At 71.9% G+C, this 15,033-nt stretch carries 14 protein-coding genes and 1 tRNA gene; 7 read left to right on the plus strand and 8 right to left on the minus strand.

Going from position 1 to position 15,033, the window contains the following annotated elements:
• Positions 1–34: 34 nt before the first annotated feature.
• Positions 35–1,537: a CdaR family transcriptional regulator gene (locus L3X23_RS36270; RefSeq protein ID WP_237194325.1), complete on the plus strand. Its 1,503-nt coding sequence runs from the start codon at positions 35–37 to the stop codon at positions 1,535–1,537.
• Between the two features lie 15 nt (positions 1,538–1,552).
• On the opposite strand, the gene L3X23_RS22565 is transcribed toward L3X23_RS36270, so the two are convergent.
• The 7 genes from L3X23_RS22565 to L3X23_RS22595 form a co-directional block, all read right to left on the minus strand.
• Positions 1,553–3,118: a 4-hydroxyphenylacetate 3-hydroxylase family protein gene (locus tag L3X23_RS22565; protein WP_237194326.1), complete on the minus strand. Its 1,566-nt coding sequence runs from the start codon at positions 3,116–3,118 to the stop codon at positions 1,553–1,555.
• Positions 3,119–3,140: 22 nt separating this feature from the next.
• A complete protein-coding gene (locus L3X23_RS22570) occupies positions 3,141–3,704 on the minus strand; it encodes a flavin reductase family protein (protein ID WP_237194327.1) in 564 nt (187 codons plus the stop codon).
• Between the two features lie 29 nt (positions 3,705–3,733).
• Positions 3,734–4,030: an EthD family reductase gene (locus L3X23_RS22575; protein ID WP_237194328.1), complete on the minus strand. Its 297-nt coding sequence runs from the start codon at positions 4,028–4,030 to the stop codon at positions 3,734–3,736.
• Between the two features lie 30 nt (positions 4,031–4,060).
• Entirely contained in the window at positions 4,061–5,377 is a 1,317-nt protein-coding gene (locus L3X23_RS22580; RefSeq protein ID WP_237194329.1) for a cytochrome P450, read from the minus strand.
• Between the two features lie 108 nt (positions 5,378–5,485).
• Positions 5,486–6,457: a PDR/VanB family oxidoreductase gene (locus L3X23_RS22585; RefSeq protein WP_237194330.1), complete on the minus strand. Its 972-nt coding sequence runs from the start codon at positions 6,455–6,457 to the stop codon at positions 5,486–5,488.
• Between the two features lie 128 nt (positions 6,458–6,585).
• Positions 6,586–7,578 carry an AraC family transcriptional regulator gene (locus L3X23_RS36275; RefSeq protein ID WP_237194331.1) on the minus strand — a complete coding sequence of 331 codons (993 nt, stop codon included), beginning with the start codon at positions 7,576–7,578 and terminating at the stop codon, positions 6,586–6,588.
• A 158-nt stretch (positions 7,579–7,736) separates the two neighbouring features.
• Positions 7,737–7,809, minus strand: a tRNA-Lys gene (locus tag L3X23_RS22595).
• A gap of 162 nt (positions 7,810–7,971) precedes the next feature.
• Between L3X23_RS22595 and dusB the strand changes: the two genes are divergently transcribed.
• The 6 genes from dusB to phoU (L3X23_RS22625) all read left to right on the plus strand — a co-directional run bounded on the left by dusB (position 7,972) and on the right by phoU (L3X23_RS22625) (position 14,188).
• Positions 7,972–9,129 (plus strand): tRNA dihydrouridine synthase DusB, encoded by a 1,158-nt coding sequence (dusB, locus tag L3X23_RS22600; protein WP_237194332.1) that lies wholly within the window; start codon positions 7,972–7,974, stop codon positions 9,127–9,129.
• Between the two features lie 116 nt (positions 9,130–9,245).
• Complete coding sequence (locus tag L3X23_RS22605; RefSeq protein WP_237194334.1) at positions 9,246–10,058, plus strand: GGDEF domain-containing protein; 813 nt, start codon at positions 9,246–9,248, stop codon at positions 10,056–10,058.
• A 1,061-nt stretch (positions 10,059–11,119) separates the two neighbouring features.
• Positions 11,120–12,478 carry an LCP family protein gene (locus L3X23_RS22610; protein WP_237194336.1) on the plus strand — a complete coding sequence of 453 codons (1,359 nt, stop codon included), beginning with the start codon at positions 11,120–11,122 and terminating at the stop codon, positions 12,476–12,478.
• Positions 12,479–12,558: 80 nt separating this feature from the next.
• The gene (gene phoU / locus L3X23_RS22615) at positions 12,559–13,215 is read left to right on the plus strand and encodes a phosphate signaling complex protein PhoU (RefSeq protein WP_093086404.1); all 657 of its coding nucleotides are present in this window, start codon (positions 12,559–12,561) and stop codon (positions 13,213–13,215) included.
• Positions 13,216–13,244: 29 nt separating this feature from the next.
• Positions 13,245–13,454, plus strand: coding sequence for a dodecin (locus L3X23_RS22620; protein ID WP_093086407.1), 210 nt, complete (start codon positions 13,245–13,247; stop codon positions 13,452–13,454).
• 74 nt (positions 13,455–13,528) lie between these two features.
• Positions 13,529–14,188 carry a phosphate signaling complex protein PhoU gene (phoU, locus tag L3X23_RS22625; protein WP_237194338.1) on the plus strand — a complete coding sequence of 220 codons (660 nt, stop codon included), beginning with the start codon at positions 13,529–13,531 and terminating at the stop codon, positions 14,186–14,188.
• A 54-nt stretch (positions 14,189–14,242) separates the two neighbouring features.
• On the opposite strand, the gene pstB is transcribed toward phoU (L3X23_RS22625), so the two are convergent.
• Positions 14,243–15,022, minus strand: coding sequence for a phosphate ABC transporter ATP-binding protein PstB (pstB, locus tag L3X23_RS22630; protein ID WP_093086413.1), 780 nt, complete (start codon positions 15,020–15,022; stop codon positions 14,243–14,245).
• Positions 15,023–15,033 lie beyond the last annotated feature (11 nt).

The raw sequence follows: 15,033 nt of genomic DNA on the forward strand, positions 1-15,033 counted from the left end.
CACCTTCACCAGCTGGGCGCGTCATACTGCGCGAGTGAGCACGCTCGAATCCGTCGTCGATCAGCTCGCACTCCGACACCCCGGCCAGGTCGAGGTCCTCACCGGGCCCACCCAACGCCCCGTGGCCGACGTGCGGCTGGTGGAGGACACCCGTCAGGTCGACAGCGCACCGGCCGACGCCCTGCTGGTCCTCGACCGCGGCCTGGCCGAGCTGGCGGGCGACTACCGATTCGACGTGGTCGTGCGACGTGCCGCGGCCCGGGAGGTCACGGCGCTGGTGGTCCTGCTGCCCGCCGCGGCCAAGATCTCACTGACCGCCATGGCCCTGGCCCGGCGGGCGGACATCGCGCTCGTCCGGCTGTCCCCGGACGTCGACCTGACCGACGCGGTCGGCACGCTGGTCCGCCAGGCGGCGGACCGCCTCAGCGTGACCGTGGACCGAGCCCGTGCGGTCTGCGACGCCATCGACGGCCGCTCCTTCGGTACCGTCGGCGAGCTGCTGGAACGGGTCGGGCTGCTGCTCGGACGGACCGTCGAGCTCGGGGTACCGGCGGGCGACGCGCTGGCGGTGCCCGCCGGACCGGAGCGCTCCGACCAGCTGTGGACCGACCGCCCCGGTGACCCGGACGCGGACGCCCTGTTGGAGATGATGCTGTGGCGAGTCGCCGCCGAGACGACCCGGCTGGCCGCCGAGCGGACCCGAGCCGAGGAGGTCAGCCGCCGGTCGACGGGCGAGGTGCTGGTCCAGCTCGTCGAGGCGGACCGCTCCCAGCGGGCCGCGATCGCCCCGTCCGCACGCAGGCTGGGCATCCCGGTGGACGGCTGGCACGTGGTCGCTCGGATCGAGCCGGACAACCTGCTGGAGGTGACCGGCGGCGACCTCGCCGCGTTCGAGCTGCGGGACGAGCTCGCCGCGCTGGCCCTGCGGACCGCCCGCAGCCTCCCGGGCACGTGGCACGTGGGGCACGACCCGGCGGTACTCCTGCTGCTGTGGACCGCGGAGACCGCGCCGGGCCCGGAGGAACACGCCCGGCTGCGCAGGCAGCTGGACTTCGTGACCAAGGCGCTCTCCGGGCGGGCGACCGGGTTACGGATCTTCTGCGGGGCGGGGACCGCACGACCCGGGATCGCCGGGCTCGCCAGCAGCGCCACCGAGGCGCGGCTCGCGGTGTCCTCGGCCCGGTTCCGCAGGCGCAGCAACGTACCGGTGCACTTCGACGCCGTCGGGATGCGGGCGACCCTCCTGGAGTGGTACGGCTCGCCCACGGTGCAGCAGTCCATCGATCGACTGTTCGCTCCCATCGCCGACCTCCCCCCGGCCAAGCGCCAAGCGATGATCGACACCGTCGGCACCTACCTGGACCTGCACGGATCCGCCGCCCGCACCGCGGAGGCCCTCCACCTGCACCGCAATGCCATCCGGTATCGGGTGCAGCGCGCCTTCGAGATCCTCGGGATCGACGAGGACGACGTCGACCAGCGACTCTTCCTCCACCTCAGCTGCCGAGCCCAGCGACTCATCGACGAGCCCGACTGACGACGCCCGGCACGGTCAGCGCCTGTTCTTGAGGAAGGAGACGTCGTCGTTGCCGATGAGGTCGGGCACGGTCCAGCCGTCGAGGTCGTACTCGGCCAGGCACTGCTCGGCCAGGCCTTTCATGGCCGCGGTGTGGCCTTGGGCTTCGGCGGCGAAGAGCAGTTCGGCCTTGACGTTCTCGTGGTTGCCCGAGTAGTTGCGTTCATACAGTTCGTGACGGCCGCCGAACTCGGATCCGACGGCGTCCCAGAGGGCTTTCATGACCTTGACCCGGTCCACGGCCTCGTAGCCGTTGGAGCCGCGGACGTACTTGTCCAGGTAGGGGCGGACCTCGGGGGTTTTGAAGTCGATGGAGTGGGAGTTGAGGTAGATCAGCCCGGAGGCGACGTCGGACTCGATGATCTCCTTGATCCGCGGGTAGGCCTGGATCATCAGCATCCGGTAGGTGAGCCCGAAGTCGAGCTTGGGCAACAGGGCGCCGTTGGTCCACTCGTCGGGGTTGCGGGCCATGGCGTCGGCGAGGGCGTGGAAGGTGTTGCGCCAGCCCACGACCTCCCCGACCCGGGTCTGCACGCCGCGGAAGTCCTTGCTGCCGGTGATCTCCAGGGCCTTGAGCAGCAACCCCGCAATGAAGTCGATCTTGGTGGCGAGGCGGATGCAGCCGTGGAAGGTGAACCGCGGGATGAACCCCGACACGGGGAAGAACCCGTTGATCTTGTCGATGTCGCCGTAGAGGAACACGTTCTCCCACGGCACGAGGACCTTGTCGAACACGAAGATGGTGTCGTTCTCGTCCATCCGCGAGGACAGCGGGTAGTCGAACGGGCTGCCCATCACGGCGGCCTGCTGGGTGTAGCTGGTGCGGCAGATCAGCTTGACCCCCGGTGCGTCCATGGGCACCGTGCAGATCAGCGCGAACTCCTTCTTCTTGATCGGGAGTCCGTAGTGGGCGATGAAGTTGTAGTTCGTGATCGCCGAGCCGGTGGCGACGACCTTGGCGCCGGAGACGACGAGTCCGGCGTCGGTCTCCTTCTCCACCTTCATGAACACATCGCCCACCTCGTCCGGGGGCAGGTTGCGGTCCACGGGCGGGTTGATGATGGCGTGGTTCCAGTAGAGGACCTTCTCCTGCGACTCGCGGTACCAGCGGCGCGCGTTGTCCTCGAACGGTGCGTAGAACTCCGAGTTCGCCCCCAACGTCCCCAGGAAGCTGGCCTTGTAGTCGGGTGAGCGGCCCATCCAGCCGTACGACATCCGCGCCCAGGTCTCGATGGCCTCGCGGTCCTGGAGGATGTCCTCGACCGAGTGCGGGGACCGGAAGAACGGGTGGGTGACCCCGCCGTTGCCGGTGTCCGTCGGCACGGTCAGCTTGTCCTTGGTGGCCGGGTCGTGCAGCGCGTCATACAGCCGCGCGGTCATCCGGACCGGGTTACGGAAGGCCGGGTGGGTGGTCACGTCCTGCACCCGCTCCCCGTACACCCACACCTCCCGCCCGTCCTGGATCGATGCGATGTACTCGTCACCGGTCATCGGCGCCGTCGCGGTGGGAACATCAGCCGGGCGGTCCTGCTGGATCGTCATTCTCGAACCCTTCTTCGGTGACTCAGGCAGCGTGCGGGGGTAGCCGGGTGAAGGTGGTGGTGGCGTCGAACCAGCCCGCGTCGGGGCAGTCGAGCGAGCCGGTCCAATGCGCCCCGGTCTCGATCGCGCCGATCTCGCGGAACGCGCCCGCGTAGAACAGCAACGGCTCCGCGTCGGTGACGTCGATGTGTACGACCTCCCCGACGACGATCAGGTGGTCCCCGCCGTCGTAGGTGCGCCACGGGCGGCACGAGTACACGGCGGCCGACCCGGCCAGGACCGGAGCCGTCGGACCCTCCACCCACTCCGGGCCGGGGTCGGCCGGGCGACCTGCGAAGTGCCAGGCCGTGTCGACCTGGCCCGCTCCCATCACGTTCACCGCGAACGGGGCGTCGTCGAGGTAGCCGCACGCCTTGGACCTGCGGGTCAGGGTCACCTGACAGAGCGCCGGTTCGAGCGAGACGGCGGTGAACGCGTTGACGGTCGCGCCGTGCGGCAGGCCCTCGTCGTTGCGGCAGGTCACCACCGTCACCCCGGTGGCGAACCGGCCGAACGCGGTGCGGAGCTCACGGGATGGGACGGCCATCTGCCCCCTCCTCACCTGATGATCTGTGGTCAGTCGTGCTGGACGAAGAGCGAGGCGCCGCCGTCGGCGAAGTTCGCCAGGTCGGCGGCGGCCGCCTGCCCCTCCGGCGAGGCCAGCCCGGCCTGGAGGTCCTCCAGCGAGTCGAAGCCGAGCTGGGCGATCAGGTAGTACGGCGGCGCGGTCTCGTCCAGCGACGCGCACCGCCGCGCGGTGAACTCGCGGACACCGGAGATGCTGCGCGCGAGCGGGCTGTGCGTCGACGCGTAGTGGGCGTCGAAGGCGGCGGGGTCGGTCGGATGTGCGTAGGCGACGGTGAGGACGTACACGGTGTGCTCCTGGCCGGTGGGGGGGGGTCGTCAGGGTCGGTCGGCGTCGACCGGGTTGGCCGCCGGGTCCCACTCGACCAGCACCGCGTCCGGTCCCCGGAACGACGTATTGGGCGAGTACGACCACTGCTGGTCCGGGACGAGCCGCAGGTGCGGCAGCCGCCTGGCCGTCTCCTCCAGCATCACGCGCATCTCCATGCGCGCCAGGGCCTGCCCGAGGCAGTGGTGGATCCCCCAGCCGAACGCGAGGTGCTCGTCGGCGTTCTCGCGGTGGATGTCGAAGGTGTCGCCGTCCCGGAACACCTCCTCGTCGTGGTTCGCCGAACCGGTGAGCAACAGCAGGCGCTCGCCCTTGCGGATGTCGTTCCCGCCGACCGTGACGTCCCGGGTCGCGACGCGGCGCCAGGTCGGGACGGACGAGGCGTAGCGCAGGATCTCCTCGACCGCCCCCGGGATCAGCGACGGGTCCGCGCACAGCTCCGCCCACTGCTCGGGGTGCTCGAGCAGGACCTTGAACCCGCTGGCCGCGGCGTTCGTCGTCGTCTCGTGCGAGGCGTAGAGGTGGCTCTGCATGATGGAGGCGAGGTAGGTGCGGTCCCACACCTCGTTGTCCCCACCGTTGCTCTGCCAGGCCCGGATCGCGTTGGACATGTAGTCGTCGCCGGGGTTCTCGATGAGCCGCTCGATGTGCTCGCGCGCATAGACCAGGTAGGCGGCGAACTCCTCGGCCAGCGCCTCCTGCTGCTCGTCGCTGGGCCGGCCCCAGATCCACAGCGCGAACCGGGAGGCGTAGCCGCGGACCCTGGCGACCTCGGCCTCGGGGACGCCCATCAGGACGAACGCCGTCAGCGCCGGCACCTCGAAGGTCATGTCGGCGACCATGTCCGCACGACCCTCGCGGACGATGGCGTCGAGGCACTCGGAGACGAACCGCCGGGTCAGGGGCTCGATCTCGGCGACCTTGGCGTCGGTGACGCCCTTGCGGAGCACGCGGCGGCGCTTGGTGTGCAGCGGGGCGTCCTCGTCGACCAGCATGGTCGAGGGGACGAAGTCCACCGCCGCGAGCTTCTCCATGGCGGCCGGGCACGGAGGCTTGATCAGCTCGCCCGCCGCGGTGGCGCTGAACGACGCGGTGTCCTTGAAGACCGCCAGGACGTCCTCGTAGCGGCTCACGACCCAGTAGTCGATCTCCGGGCTGTAGAAGACCGGCTCCTCCGCGCGGGCGCGGGTGAACACGGCGTACGGGTCCTGCAGGTAGTCCTCGTCGAACGGGTTGAAGTCCGCGGCGAACTGGGTGATCGGGCAGCGCGATGCGGGAGAGTCCGCACGGTCATCCGTCTGGGTCATCATCGACTCCTCTGGGACTGTCGTCGGGTCGGGCGGGAGGGGACTACTCGCCGGAGAGGCGAGTGGGCGGTGGGGTTCGGGAGGGGTGTGTCGGGATCGCGCGGGTCCTCAGAGGTCGAGGACGACACGGGCGGACCGGGCGCGGGAGCAACAGATCATCATGACCTCGTTCTCCGCCCGCTCGTCGTCGTCCAGGATCTGGTCCCGGTGGTCGATCTCGCCTTCGAGGACGACCGTCTCGCACGATCCGCACACCCCCTCCGCGCAGCTGCTCGTGGTCTTGACCCCGTGGTCGAGCAGGGCCTCGAGAACGGTCCGGTCGGCGGGAACCGTGAGGACCATGCCGGTCTTCGCCAGCTCCACCTCGAACGGGTGCTCGCGGTCCGGGTCGAGCTCGACGACCGTGCCGCTGAAGTGTTCGACGTGCAGCCGACGGGAGAGGCCGCGGTCCGCGCAGAGTCCGGTCAGGGCGTCGAGCAGCCGCGTCGGTCCGCAGCCGTAGATCGCGGCCCCTTCGGACACGCCGTCGAGCAGCGCGCCGAGGTCGGCACGGGTGCCCTCGTCCGACACGTGGAGTCGGACCGCGCCGTCGTCCGCGAGGGCTTCGACGAACGCCATCCCGGATCGCGTGCGACCGGCGTAGACCAGGGTGTAGGGCCGGTGGTCGGCCCGGGCGGCGGCGATCATCGGGAGGAACGGCGTGACGCCGATGCCACCCGCCACGAACAGGTACTCCTCGGCGTCGACCAGCTCGAAGTTGTTGCGGGGGAACGACACCGAGATCCTGGCGCCCTTCGCGAGCTCGTCGTGGATCCAGGCCGAGCCGCCCCGGCTCTCCGGGTCCCGCAGCACGGCGACCTCGTAGCGGTGCCGATCGCCCGGGTCACCGCAGAGCGAGTACTGGCGGATCAGGCCGATCGGCAGGTGCAGGTCGATGTGCGCCCCGGCCGCCCAGGGGGGCAGCTCGCCCCCCGACTCGTCCACGAGGGCCAGGACCACGACCTCGTCGGCCTCGGTGCGCAGCTCGTCCACGATGAGTTCGAAGGTCGGAGACGGCTGTGCGGTCTCGTCGGCGGACACCAATGGCCTCCCGGGAGTGGCGGGCACGTTGTGACGTCGACGACGTTAGGGAGCCCGACCAGGGCGCCGACACCCGTTCCGCGACACGATCCGGCCGGTGTGCGACAGCGGTCCGGGCCGGACGGCCCTCACCGGCACGTACGCAGCGTCTCCGAGGGGCTGGTGCCGTACGTCTTGCGGTAGTCCTGGGCGAAGCGACCGTGGTTGGTGAAGCCCCAGCGCGTCGCGATCGTCGTGACGGACGTCGTACCCGGGTCGCCGGCACAGAGGTCCTCGTGGGCCCGGCGCAGCCGCATGGTGCGCAACACCTGCATCGGAGAGGTGTCCGTGTGGCGCTGGAAGGTGCGCTGCAGGGCGCGTGTGCTGAGCCCGACCGCGGCGGCGATGTCGGCGATCGTGAGCGGCTCGGCGAGGTGCGCCTCGATGTACTCGTTCGCGCGCGCCACGACGGCGGGCGCGGCCGCCGTGACCGGGGCCCGCAACTCGTCGGAGAACTGGTGGTCGGCGAGCGCGAGCAGCCCCGTCATCAGCGACGACGCCAGCGGGCCCGCCATCCTGGGGTCCCGCATCATCGATCCCAGGAACTGGCTGCGGTGGGTGTTGGCGAGCAGCGTCCACCACGCCCGGCCATCGGGTCCGGACAGGTCCAGCCCGCCGACGAACCGGATCGGCTCGCCCACCTGCCGACCCAGCATGCTCTGCAGCGTCGCGTGCAGGGCGTGCCGTTCGATCTTGACCGCGAAGATGTTGAGCTTGCTGTGCTCCGGGCTGAGGATCCGCGCATCGGCGCCCGCCCCGTACAGCGCGGCACAGCTGGGGAGCACGGTCGTCGGTCGGCCGTCGGAGATCGACAGGAGCCTGCCGGTCAGCGGGACGTTCACGTGGTAGCCGTCGATGACGGGGCAGTACAGGTCGCTGCTGCTGTTGTAGCGCAACCGCCCGCTCACCATGGGACCCACGGCGACGGCGTCGAGGTCCGCGTGGAAGTGGTCCACCGCGCCGACCCTGGTCAGCCGGTGGGGGTGGAAGACCCTCCCCACCTGCTCCGTCGCCTCCTCGACGTCGGAGCTGGCCACTCGGATGGAGTCGGCGGACGAGACCCGGTCTCGGCCGTACGTCACCGGGCATCACCTCCGTTGGCCGCCCGCCCGTTCCCACGTCCGAGCTGGCGAAGAGCATACGACCCACGACGGCGGGATGCGATGTTCAGCCGCAGCGGGAGGGGAGATCCCTGCCCGCCATCACTCTCCCGAGGGGCGGCGTTCCGTAGTCCCGGTTGTGGGCCCCCAGGGGATCGAACCCTGAACCCGCGGATTAAAAGTCCGCTGCTCTGCCGATTGAGCTAGAGGCCCCGTCGCCGGCGGGCCGGCGCGTGGGGTCGAGCCTACTGGTCGGACGGGCGGAGATCGCGGGGACTGGAGCAGGATCCGCGCTGAGCGCGGGTTCCGCTCCAGTCGCCGTGATCATGGGGCGGGTCGAGCCTGTGGCGACCCGGGCGTGGACAATGGGGAGCCGTGACACTGCTGGACTCCGCCCCCACCACTCGACCGGTGCTGCCGCCGTTGCGCATCGGCCGGCACGAGGTGAGCACCCCCGTCGTGCTCGCGCCGATGGCGGGGATCACCAACCCGGGGTTCCGGCGGCTGTGCCGGGAGCAGGGCGCGGGGTTCTACGTCTGCGAGATGATCACCAGCCGCGGGCTGGTGGAGAAGAACCCGCTGACCTTCCGGATGATCGCGTTCGACCCGGACGAGCAGCCGCGCAGTATGCAGCTCTACGGCGTGGACCCGGCCGCCATGGGGCGGGCCGTCGCGATGATCCGCGAGCAGGACCTGGCCGACCACATCGACATGAACTTCGGCTGTCCCGTGCCCAAGGTGACCCGCCGGGGCGGCGGGGCGGCGCTGCCGTTCAAGCGCAGGCTCTTCGAGCGCCTGGTCCGCGCGGCCGTGGACAACGCGGGCGACCTGCCCGTCACGGTGAAGATGCGGATCGGCATCGACGACGAGCACGAGACCTTCCTCGAGGCCGGCCGGATCGCCGTGGACTCGGGGGTGGCGGCCGTGGCGCTGCACGCCCGCACCGCTGCGCAGCGCTACTCCGGCCAGGCGGACTGGACGGCCATCGCGCGGCTGCGGGACCACCTGCCGTCGAGCATCCCGGTCCTGGGCAACGGGGACATCTTCTCCGCCGCGGACGCCCTGCGGATGGTGCGGGAGACCGCGTGCGACGGGGTGGTCGTCGGGCGGGGGTGCCTCGGGCGGCCCTGGCTGTTCGGGGACCTGGAGGCCGCGTTCGCCGGTCGCCCGCTGCCGACGCCGCCGAACCTGGGGCAGGTGGCCGCCACGCTGCGCAGGCACGCCGTGCTGCTGTGCGAGCACATGGGTGACCACAAGGGCATCCGGGACGTCCGCAAACACATCGCCTGGTACCTCAAGGGCTTCGCGGTGGGCGGGGACCTGCGCCGCGCGCTGGGGATGGTCGAGAGCATCGACCAGCTCGACGAGCTGTTGGCCCAGCTCGACCTGGACCAGGAGTTCCCCGCCGACGCCGAGGGTCCGCGCGGCAGGCAGGGCTCGCCCGGCAAGGTGGTCCTCCCCGAGCACTGGCTCGAGGACGCCGACGACCCGTCCGTGCCCTTCGGCGCGGAGCTCGACCACTCCGGCGGGTGATCACACCCGCTCGCCCGGTCGGGTGGGCGGGCACGCGAACGGGTAGGAACGCCCCTGGCGTCTCAAGAACCCCATCCGTCACGACGACAATAAGAGCGTCGGGGGAGGTGGACGCGATGGAGACCGGGACGGTCCGGACGTTGGTGCACGAGGCGCCCGCGTCCGGAGAGATCGAGGCGCCGCCCACGTCGCCGCACGCCCGCGCCGCGCTGCACACCGCCGCGGCCGAGCGGCTCGCGGCGGAAGGCGTGTGGGAGCAGGCGTACGACCATCTGCACGCCGCCGTCCGCCTGCTGCAGGGCGTCTCCGCGCACGACGAGCTGGACCGGCTGCGCCGCGAGCACGCCGAGGCCCGCGAGCAGAGCCGCCGCGACAGCCTGACCGCCAGCTACAACCGCCGCTACCTCGACGAGCGGCTCGCCGCCCTGCTCTCGGAGGTGGAGCTGCGGTCCGGGCTGTGCCTCGCGTTGGTCGACATCGACCACTTCAAGCTGGTCAACGACACCCACGGGCACCTGTTCGGTGACCGGGTGCTGCAGGCGATGGTGTCCGAGCTGGACGCCGCGCTGCCCGAGGCCGCCTTCTGCGCGCGGTACGGCGGCGAGGAGTTCGCACTGGTGCTGCCCGGGCGGGACCTGGCGCAGGCCGTCGAGATCTCCGAGCAGGCCCGGGAGCGGATCGCCCGCTTCGACTGGTCGGAGCTGCACACCGACCTGCGGGTCACCGTGAGCATCGGGGTGGCGCACGCGGCGGGGCGGATCGCGGACGTCGAGCGGCTCATCGGCGAGGCCGACCTGCTCCTCTACACGGCCAAGGCCGCCGGACGGAACGCCGTGGCCTACCGCGCGGCCCGGGGTGGCCGCGTGCGACTCGCCGGCGCCGCCGGGGCGCGCCGCTCCATCCCCCAGCCGGTCCGCACGACCGGCTGACCCTCCGCCGGGTGGAGTATTGCGGCTCCGTAAACTCCGCGGCCGGGGGCGGACACGGCTGGTGACGGTCATGCCGCCCTCCGCTGTCGACGGGTGGAGGTGGCGTGGCGGACGACGGGGACCGGGAACAGGGTCGGCGTTCCCGCGCGGCACGGCGCGCCCGCGGGGAGGCGCCGTCCGACGACGTCCTCGCCCGCCTCGGCATCCGCGCGCCCACCGAGGAGTCCCCCGCGCCCTGGCTGGACCGGGACGACGACCCGATCACCGAGGTGCAGGGCCATCCGCCGGTCCCGCCGCACCCGGTTGGGCCCACGGCTGCGGGGCCGGCTGTGGCTCCGCCGCCCGGCGCCCGGCCGCGGACGCCGGGTGGGCGCGCTCCGGCGTCCCCGCCGGTCGGTCCACGCGTCCCGGCTCCCCCGCCGAGTCACGGCGTGCCGTTGGAGGTGCGGAACCGCGGTCAGCGCGGGGCCGCGCCGAGGAGCGGGCCGGGCGATCTGCGGGCGCCGGGCGATCCAGGGACGCCAGCCGATCTGCGGGCACCGGGCGATCTGCGGGCACCGGGCGATCTGCGGGCGCCGGCTGCGGAGGCGCGGACGCCGACAGCGGACTCGCGGCAGCCCGGTCCGGATGCCCGGCCACCGGGTGCGGACGCCCGGCCGCCGGGAACCGAGGCGCAGACCGCCGGTCCGGATGTGCGGAGGCCGATGGGGGAACCGCGGCCGCCGGGTGCGGATACGCGGGCAGTGCAAACGGGGCGGGGGGAACGGGCAGAGCAGCCGGGGCGGTTCGAGCAGGCCGAGCGATCGGCGCGATCCGCGCGGGCTGAGCCGTCCGCCCCGTCCGCGCGGGCGGAGCAGGCTGCCCCGCCCGCGCGGGCAGAGCGAGCCGAGCGACGGGCGCCGTCGGGGCAGGCCGAGCCGTCCGAGCCGTCCGAGCGGGCTGGATCGTCCGAGCAGCCGGCGGGATCTGAGCAGGGAGAGCGGGCCGAGCGCACCCGGGCGATCGACGCGAGCCTCACCCGACTCACCGCGGCGCACGCGAGTGCGGACGAGGAGCCGCCCGTGCGGCGGGTGGGCCGACGGGCCGACGCCCCGCCTCGGCCCTCGCGGGTGCGGACCGTCGGCCGGGTCGCGGTCGCGGCGGTCGCGGCGCTGGTGTTCCTGCTGGTCGCCGGCGGGTGGGGCGCGCAGCGCTGGATGGACTCGACCGTCCGTACCGTCTCCGCGCTGGAGCCCTCGACCGGCGTGGTCGACGCCGCCGCCCAGGCGGGTGACGAGAACCTGCTGATGCTCGGCACCACCTCCGGGACGTCCGGCACGCCCGGGGCCCGCAACGGGACCGACACCGTGGTGCTGACGCACGTGCCCGCGGACGGGAGCCGGGCCGTGGCCGTCTCGTTCCCGACGGCGTTGGAGATCAACCGTCCGCCGTGTCCGCGCTGGGACGCCGCGGCCGCGACCTACCTCGACGAGACCGTCCCGGCCGAGACCCGGACGTCGCTCGCGAGCGCGTACCGGGTCGGCGGTCCCGGCTGCCTGGTCCGGACGGTGCAGCAGATGTCGGGCATCCCGATCACCAAGTTCATCGCGTTGGACGTGCCGGGGATCGCCGGGATGGTGGACGCGCTCGGCGGCGTGGAGATGTGCGTGGAACGGCCGATCGGCACGGTGCCCGCCGGGACGTCCCGACTGGACGGCGCCCAGGCCGCCCTCGTCGCCCAGGCGGCGGGGAGCCCGCCGGAGCCGGACACCGTGCTCGTCGAGCGCAGGCAGCGGCTGCTCGCGGCGACGTTCGGGGAGGCGCTGTCGGCGTCGACGCTGCTCTCCCCCACCGCCACCCGGGACTTCGCGGCCGCCCTGGGCCGCAGCATGCTGGCGGACGGGGCCGGGGTCCAGGACGCCCTGCGCCTGCTGACCGGGGAGGCGGAGCGGACCGTGGTCCCCCTGCCGGTCGGCTCCGTGCCCAACACCCGCGGCAACCTCGACCTGCAGGACGCCGAGGCCAACCGGCTGTTCAAGGCGCTGCGCGAGCACGCGCCGCTGCCGGAGGTCACCACCCCGGTCGCGACGGCCTCGGGGCCCGAGCCCGCGGACGTCACCGTCAACGTGCTGAACGCGGCCGACCGGACCGGCCTCGCGGGCCAGGTCGGCGACAGCCTGCGCGCGCTGGGGTTCGGGGTCGGCGAGGTCGGGAACGCCGCGGAGCCCTCCACCGACACGGTGCTGCGGTTCTCACCCGACCGGGCGGACGCCGCGGGCCTGCTCGGCCGGGTCGTGCCCGCCGCGCGTCTCCTGCAGGACCCCGCCGGGACGAGCACGCTGCAGCTGGTCCTCGGGACCTCGTTCGACGGCACCGTGCGCGCGCCCGCCGCGGACGACACCGCCGCCGGGCCCGCCGCCGATCCCGTGAGCTGCGCCTGAGGCGTACGGCGCACCGACCGTTCATCCGCGGTTCACGTCCTGGCGCTGTGCGTCCCGGCCCACCCCTCTACCCTCGGCCTATGCGCGACGCGTACACGGATCAACTCGACGAGCTGGCGGGGGCCCTCGCCGGCATGTGCGAGGACGTCGCGACCGCGATGGAGAAGGCCACCCGCGCGCTGCTCGAGGCGGATCTCAAGCTGGCCGAGCAGGTCATCGACGAGGACCTGAAGATCGACGAGATCCGGCACGCCGCCGAGGAGAAGGCCTTCGCCCTGCTGGTCCTGCAGGCCCCGGTCGCCACCGACCTGCGGATCGTCGTGTCCGCGATCCACGGCGCGGGGGACATCGAGCGCATGGGCGATCTGGCGCTGCACGTGGCACAGGCCGCGCGGCGCCGACACCCGCAGCCCGTCCTGCCCGCGGAGATCGCCCCGTACTTCGCCGAGATGGGGCGGATCGGTGTGGAGCTGGCGCGCAAGGCCGTCTCGGTGATCGAGACCCGCGACCTCGCCGCCGCCGCCGAGCTCGAGTCGGACGACGACGCGATGGACGACCTGCACAAGCACATGTTCACGGTGCTGATGGACCGCAACTGGGACCACGGCGTCGAGGCGGCCGTGGACGTCACCCTGCTGGCCCGGTTCTACGAGCGCTACGCCGACCACGCCGTCGCCGTCGCGCGGCGGATCGTCTACGTGATCACCGGACAGATGCCGGGTCCGCTCGCGGTTTGAGCGGATCGCGCCGGGGGCACTCCGGTCGCATGTCGAGTCACGTGTACCGGGTCACCGAGATCGTGGGCACCTCCCCCGACAGCGTCGACGACGCCATCCGCAACGGGGTGCAGCGGGCGTCGCAGACGTTGCGGGAGATGGACTGGTTCGAGGTGACCGAGATACGCGGACACCTCCAGGAGGGCGCGGTCGAGTACTTCCAGGTCGGGCTCAAGGTCGGCTTCCGCCTGGAGGAGTAGGCACCTCCCGGCGTTCACCGACCGTTCATCCGGTCTCGCCCGCCCGTTGGCCGGGCGCTCCGTACGCTGGGCCCGTGCGGCGGGAGACCATGGCGGAGAACATCGCCGCCCTGCAGGCGATGCTCGGTGAGCTCGCGGACTCGGTGGTCGTCGCCTTCCGCGGGGCCACCACCGCACTGCTCGACGGACGGCCCCGCGTGGCCGATCGCGTGATCGCGGGCGACCCGGAGCTGGACGATCTCCGGGCCCGCATCGAGGCGCTGGCCACGGAGACCATCACGATCTTCGCGCCCGTCGGGCCGGACATGCGGATCCTGGTGTCCGCCATCCAGTCGGCCCACGAGCTGGAGCGGATGGGCGATCTCGCCCAGCACGTCGCCGAGATCGCGCAACGCCGGGCGCCGGAGCCGGCCGTCCCGTCGGTGGCCCACGACCTCTTCCGGGACTTCAGCGCGCAGGCCATCGCCATGGTCGCCAAGTCCGCGCAGGTCCTGCGCACGCGCAACGTCATCCTCGCGCTCGAGCTCGAACAGGACGACGATCGGGTGGACGCCCTGCACCGGGAGCTGTTCGCCCTGATGTTCGGCGAGCAGTGGACCTGCGGCATCCCCGCCGCGGTGGACGTCACCCTGCTGGCGAGGTTCTACGAGCGGATCGCCGACCACGCCGTCGCCCTGTCGGAGCGCACGGTCTACGAGGTGACCGGGCGCCATCCCGAATCCCTGCAGCTCTGAACCCGTGAGCGGCGATAGTCGCCATGGCGACTATCGCCGCTCACGGGTCGGGGGTCAGCCGAAGCGGCCGCTCACGTAGTCCTCGGTCGCCTTCTGCGTGGGCTGGCTGAAGATCGTCTTGGTCTCGTCCATCTCGACCAGCTTGCCCGGCTTGCCCGTGCCCTCGATGTTGAAGAAGCCGGTGTAGTCGCTGACCCGCGCGGCCTGCTGCATGTTGTGGGTGACGATGACGATCGTGTAGTCGTTCTTCAGCTCGTTGATCAGGTCCTCGATCGCGAGCGTGGAGATGGGGTCCAGCGCCGAGCAGGGCTCGTCCATGAGCAGGACGTCCGGCTGCACCGCGATGGCCCGGGCGATGCAGAGCCGCTGCTGCTGGCCGCCGGAGAGCCCCGAGCCCGGCTTGTCCAGCCGGTCCTTGACCTCGTTCCACAGGTTGGCGCCGCGCAGGGAGCGCTCGACGGTCTCGTCGAACTCCTTCCTGCTCGCCCGCTTGTTGTTCAGCTTCATGCCCGCGATCACGTTGTCGTAGATCGACATCGTGGGGAACGGGTTGGGGCGCTGGAACACCATGCCGATCTGGCGGCGCACGATCACCGGGTCCATGCCCGCGCCGTAGAGGTCCTGGCCGTCGAGCTCGAGCTTGCCCTCGACGTAGGCCCCGGCGATGACCTCGTGCATGCGGTTGATGGAGCGCAGGAACGTCGACTTGCCGCAGCCGGACGGGCCGATCAGGGCCGTGACCGTCTTCTTCTTGATCGACATGTTGACGCCCTCGACGGCGCGGAAGGACCCGTAGTAGATGTTGAGGTCCTTGGCCTCGATGTTCTTGCTCATGTGTCCAGTCC

Source organism: Pseudonocardia sp. WMMC193 (assembly GCF_021728735.1).
Taxonomy (GTDB): Bacteria; Actinomycetota; Actinomycetes; order Mycobacteriales; family Pseudonocardiaceae; genus Pseudonocardia; species Pseudonocardia oroxyli.

Coding starts and splice junctions, on each gene's coding strand:
- phoU (WP_093086404.1), top strand. CDS start 12,559: ATGCGCGACGCGTACACGGATCAACTCGACGAGCTGGCGGGGGCCCTC.
- L3X23_RS22570 (WP_237194327.1), bottom strand. CDS start 3,704: ATGGCCGTCCCATCCCGTGAGCTCCGCACCGCGTTCGGCCGGTTCGCC.
- L3X23_RS22605 (WP_237194334.1), top strand. CDS start 9,246: ATGGAGACCGGGACGGTCCGGACGTTGGTGCACGAGGCGCCCGCGTCC.
- pstB (WP_093086413.1), bottom strand. CDS start 15,022: ATGAGCAAGAACATCGAGGCCAAGGACCTCAACATCTACTACGGGTCC.
- L3X23_RS22565 (WP_237194326.1), bottom strand. CDS start 3,118: ATGACGATCCAGCAGGACCGCCCGGCTGATGTTCCCACCGCGACGGCG.
- L3X23_RS22580 (WP_237194329.1), bottom strand. CDS start 5,377: ATGACCCAGACGGATGACCGTGCGGACTCTCCCGCATCGCGCTGCCCG.
- L3X23_RS22620 (WP_093086407.1), top strand. CDS start 13,245: ATGTCGAGTCACGTGTACCGGGTCACCGAGATCGTGGGCACCTCCCCC.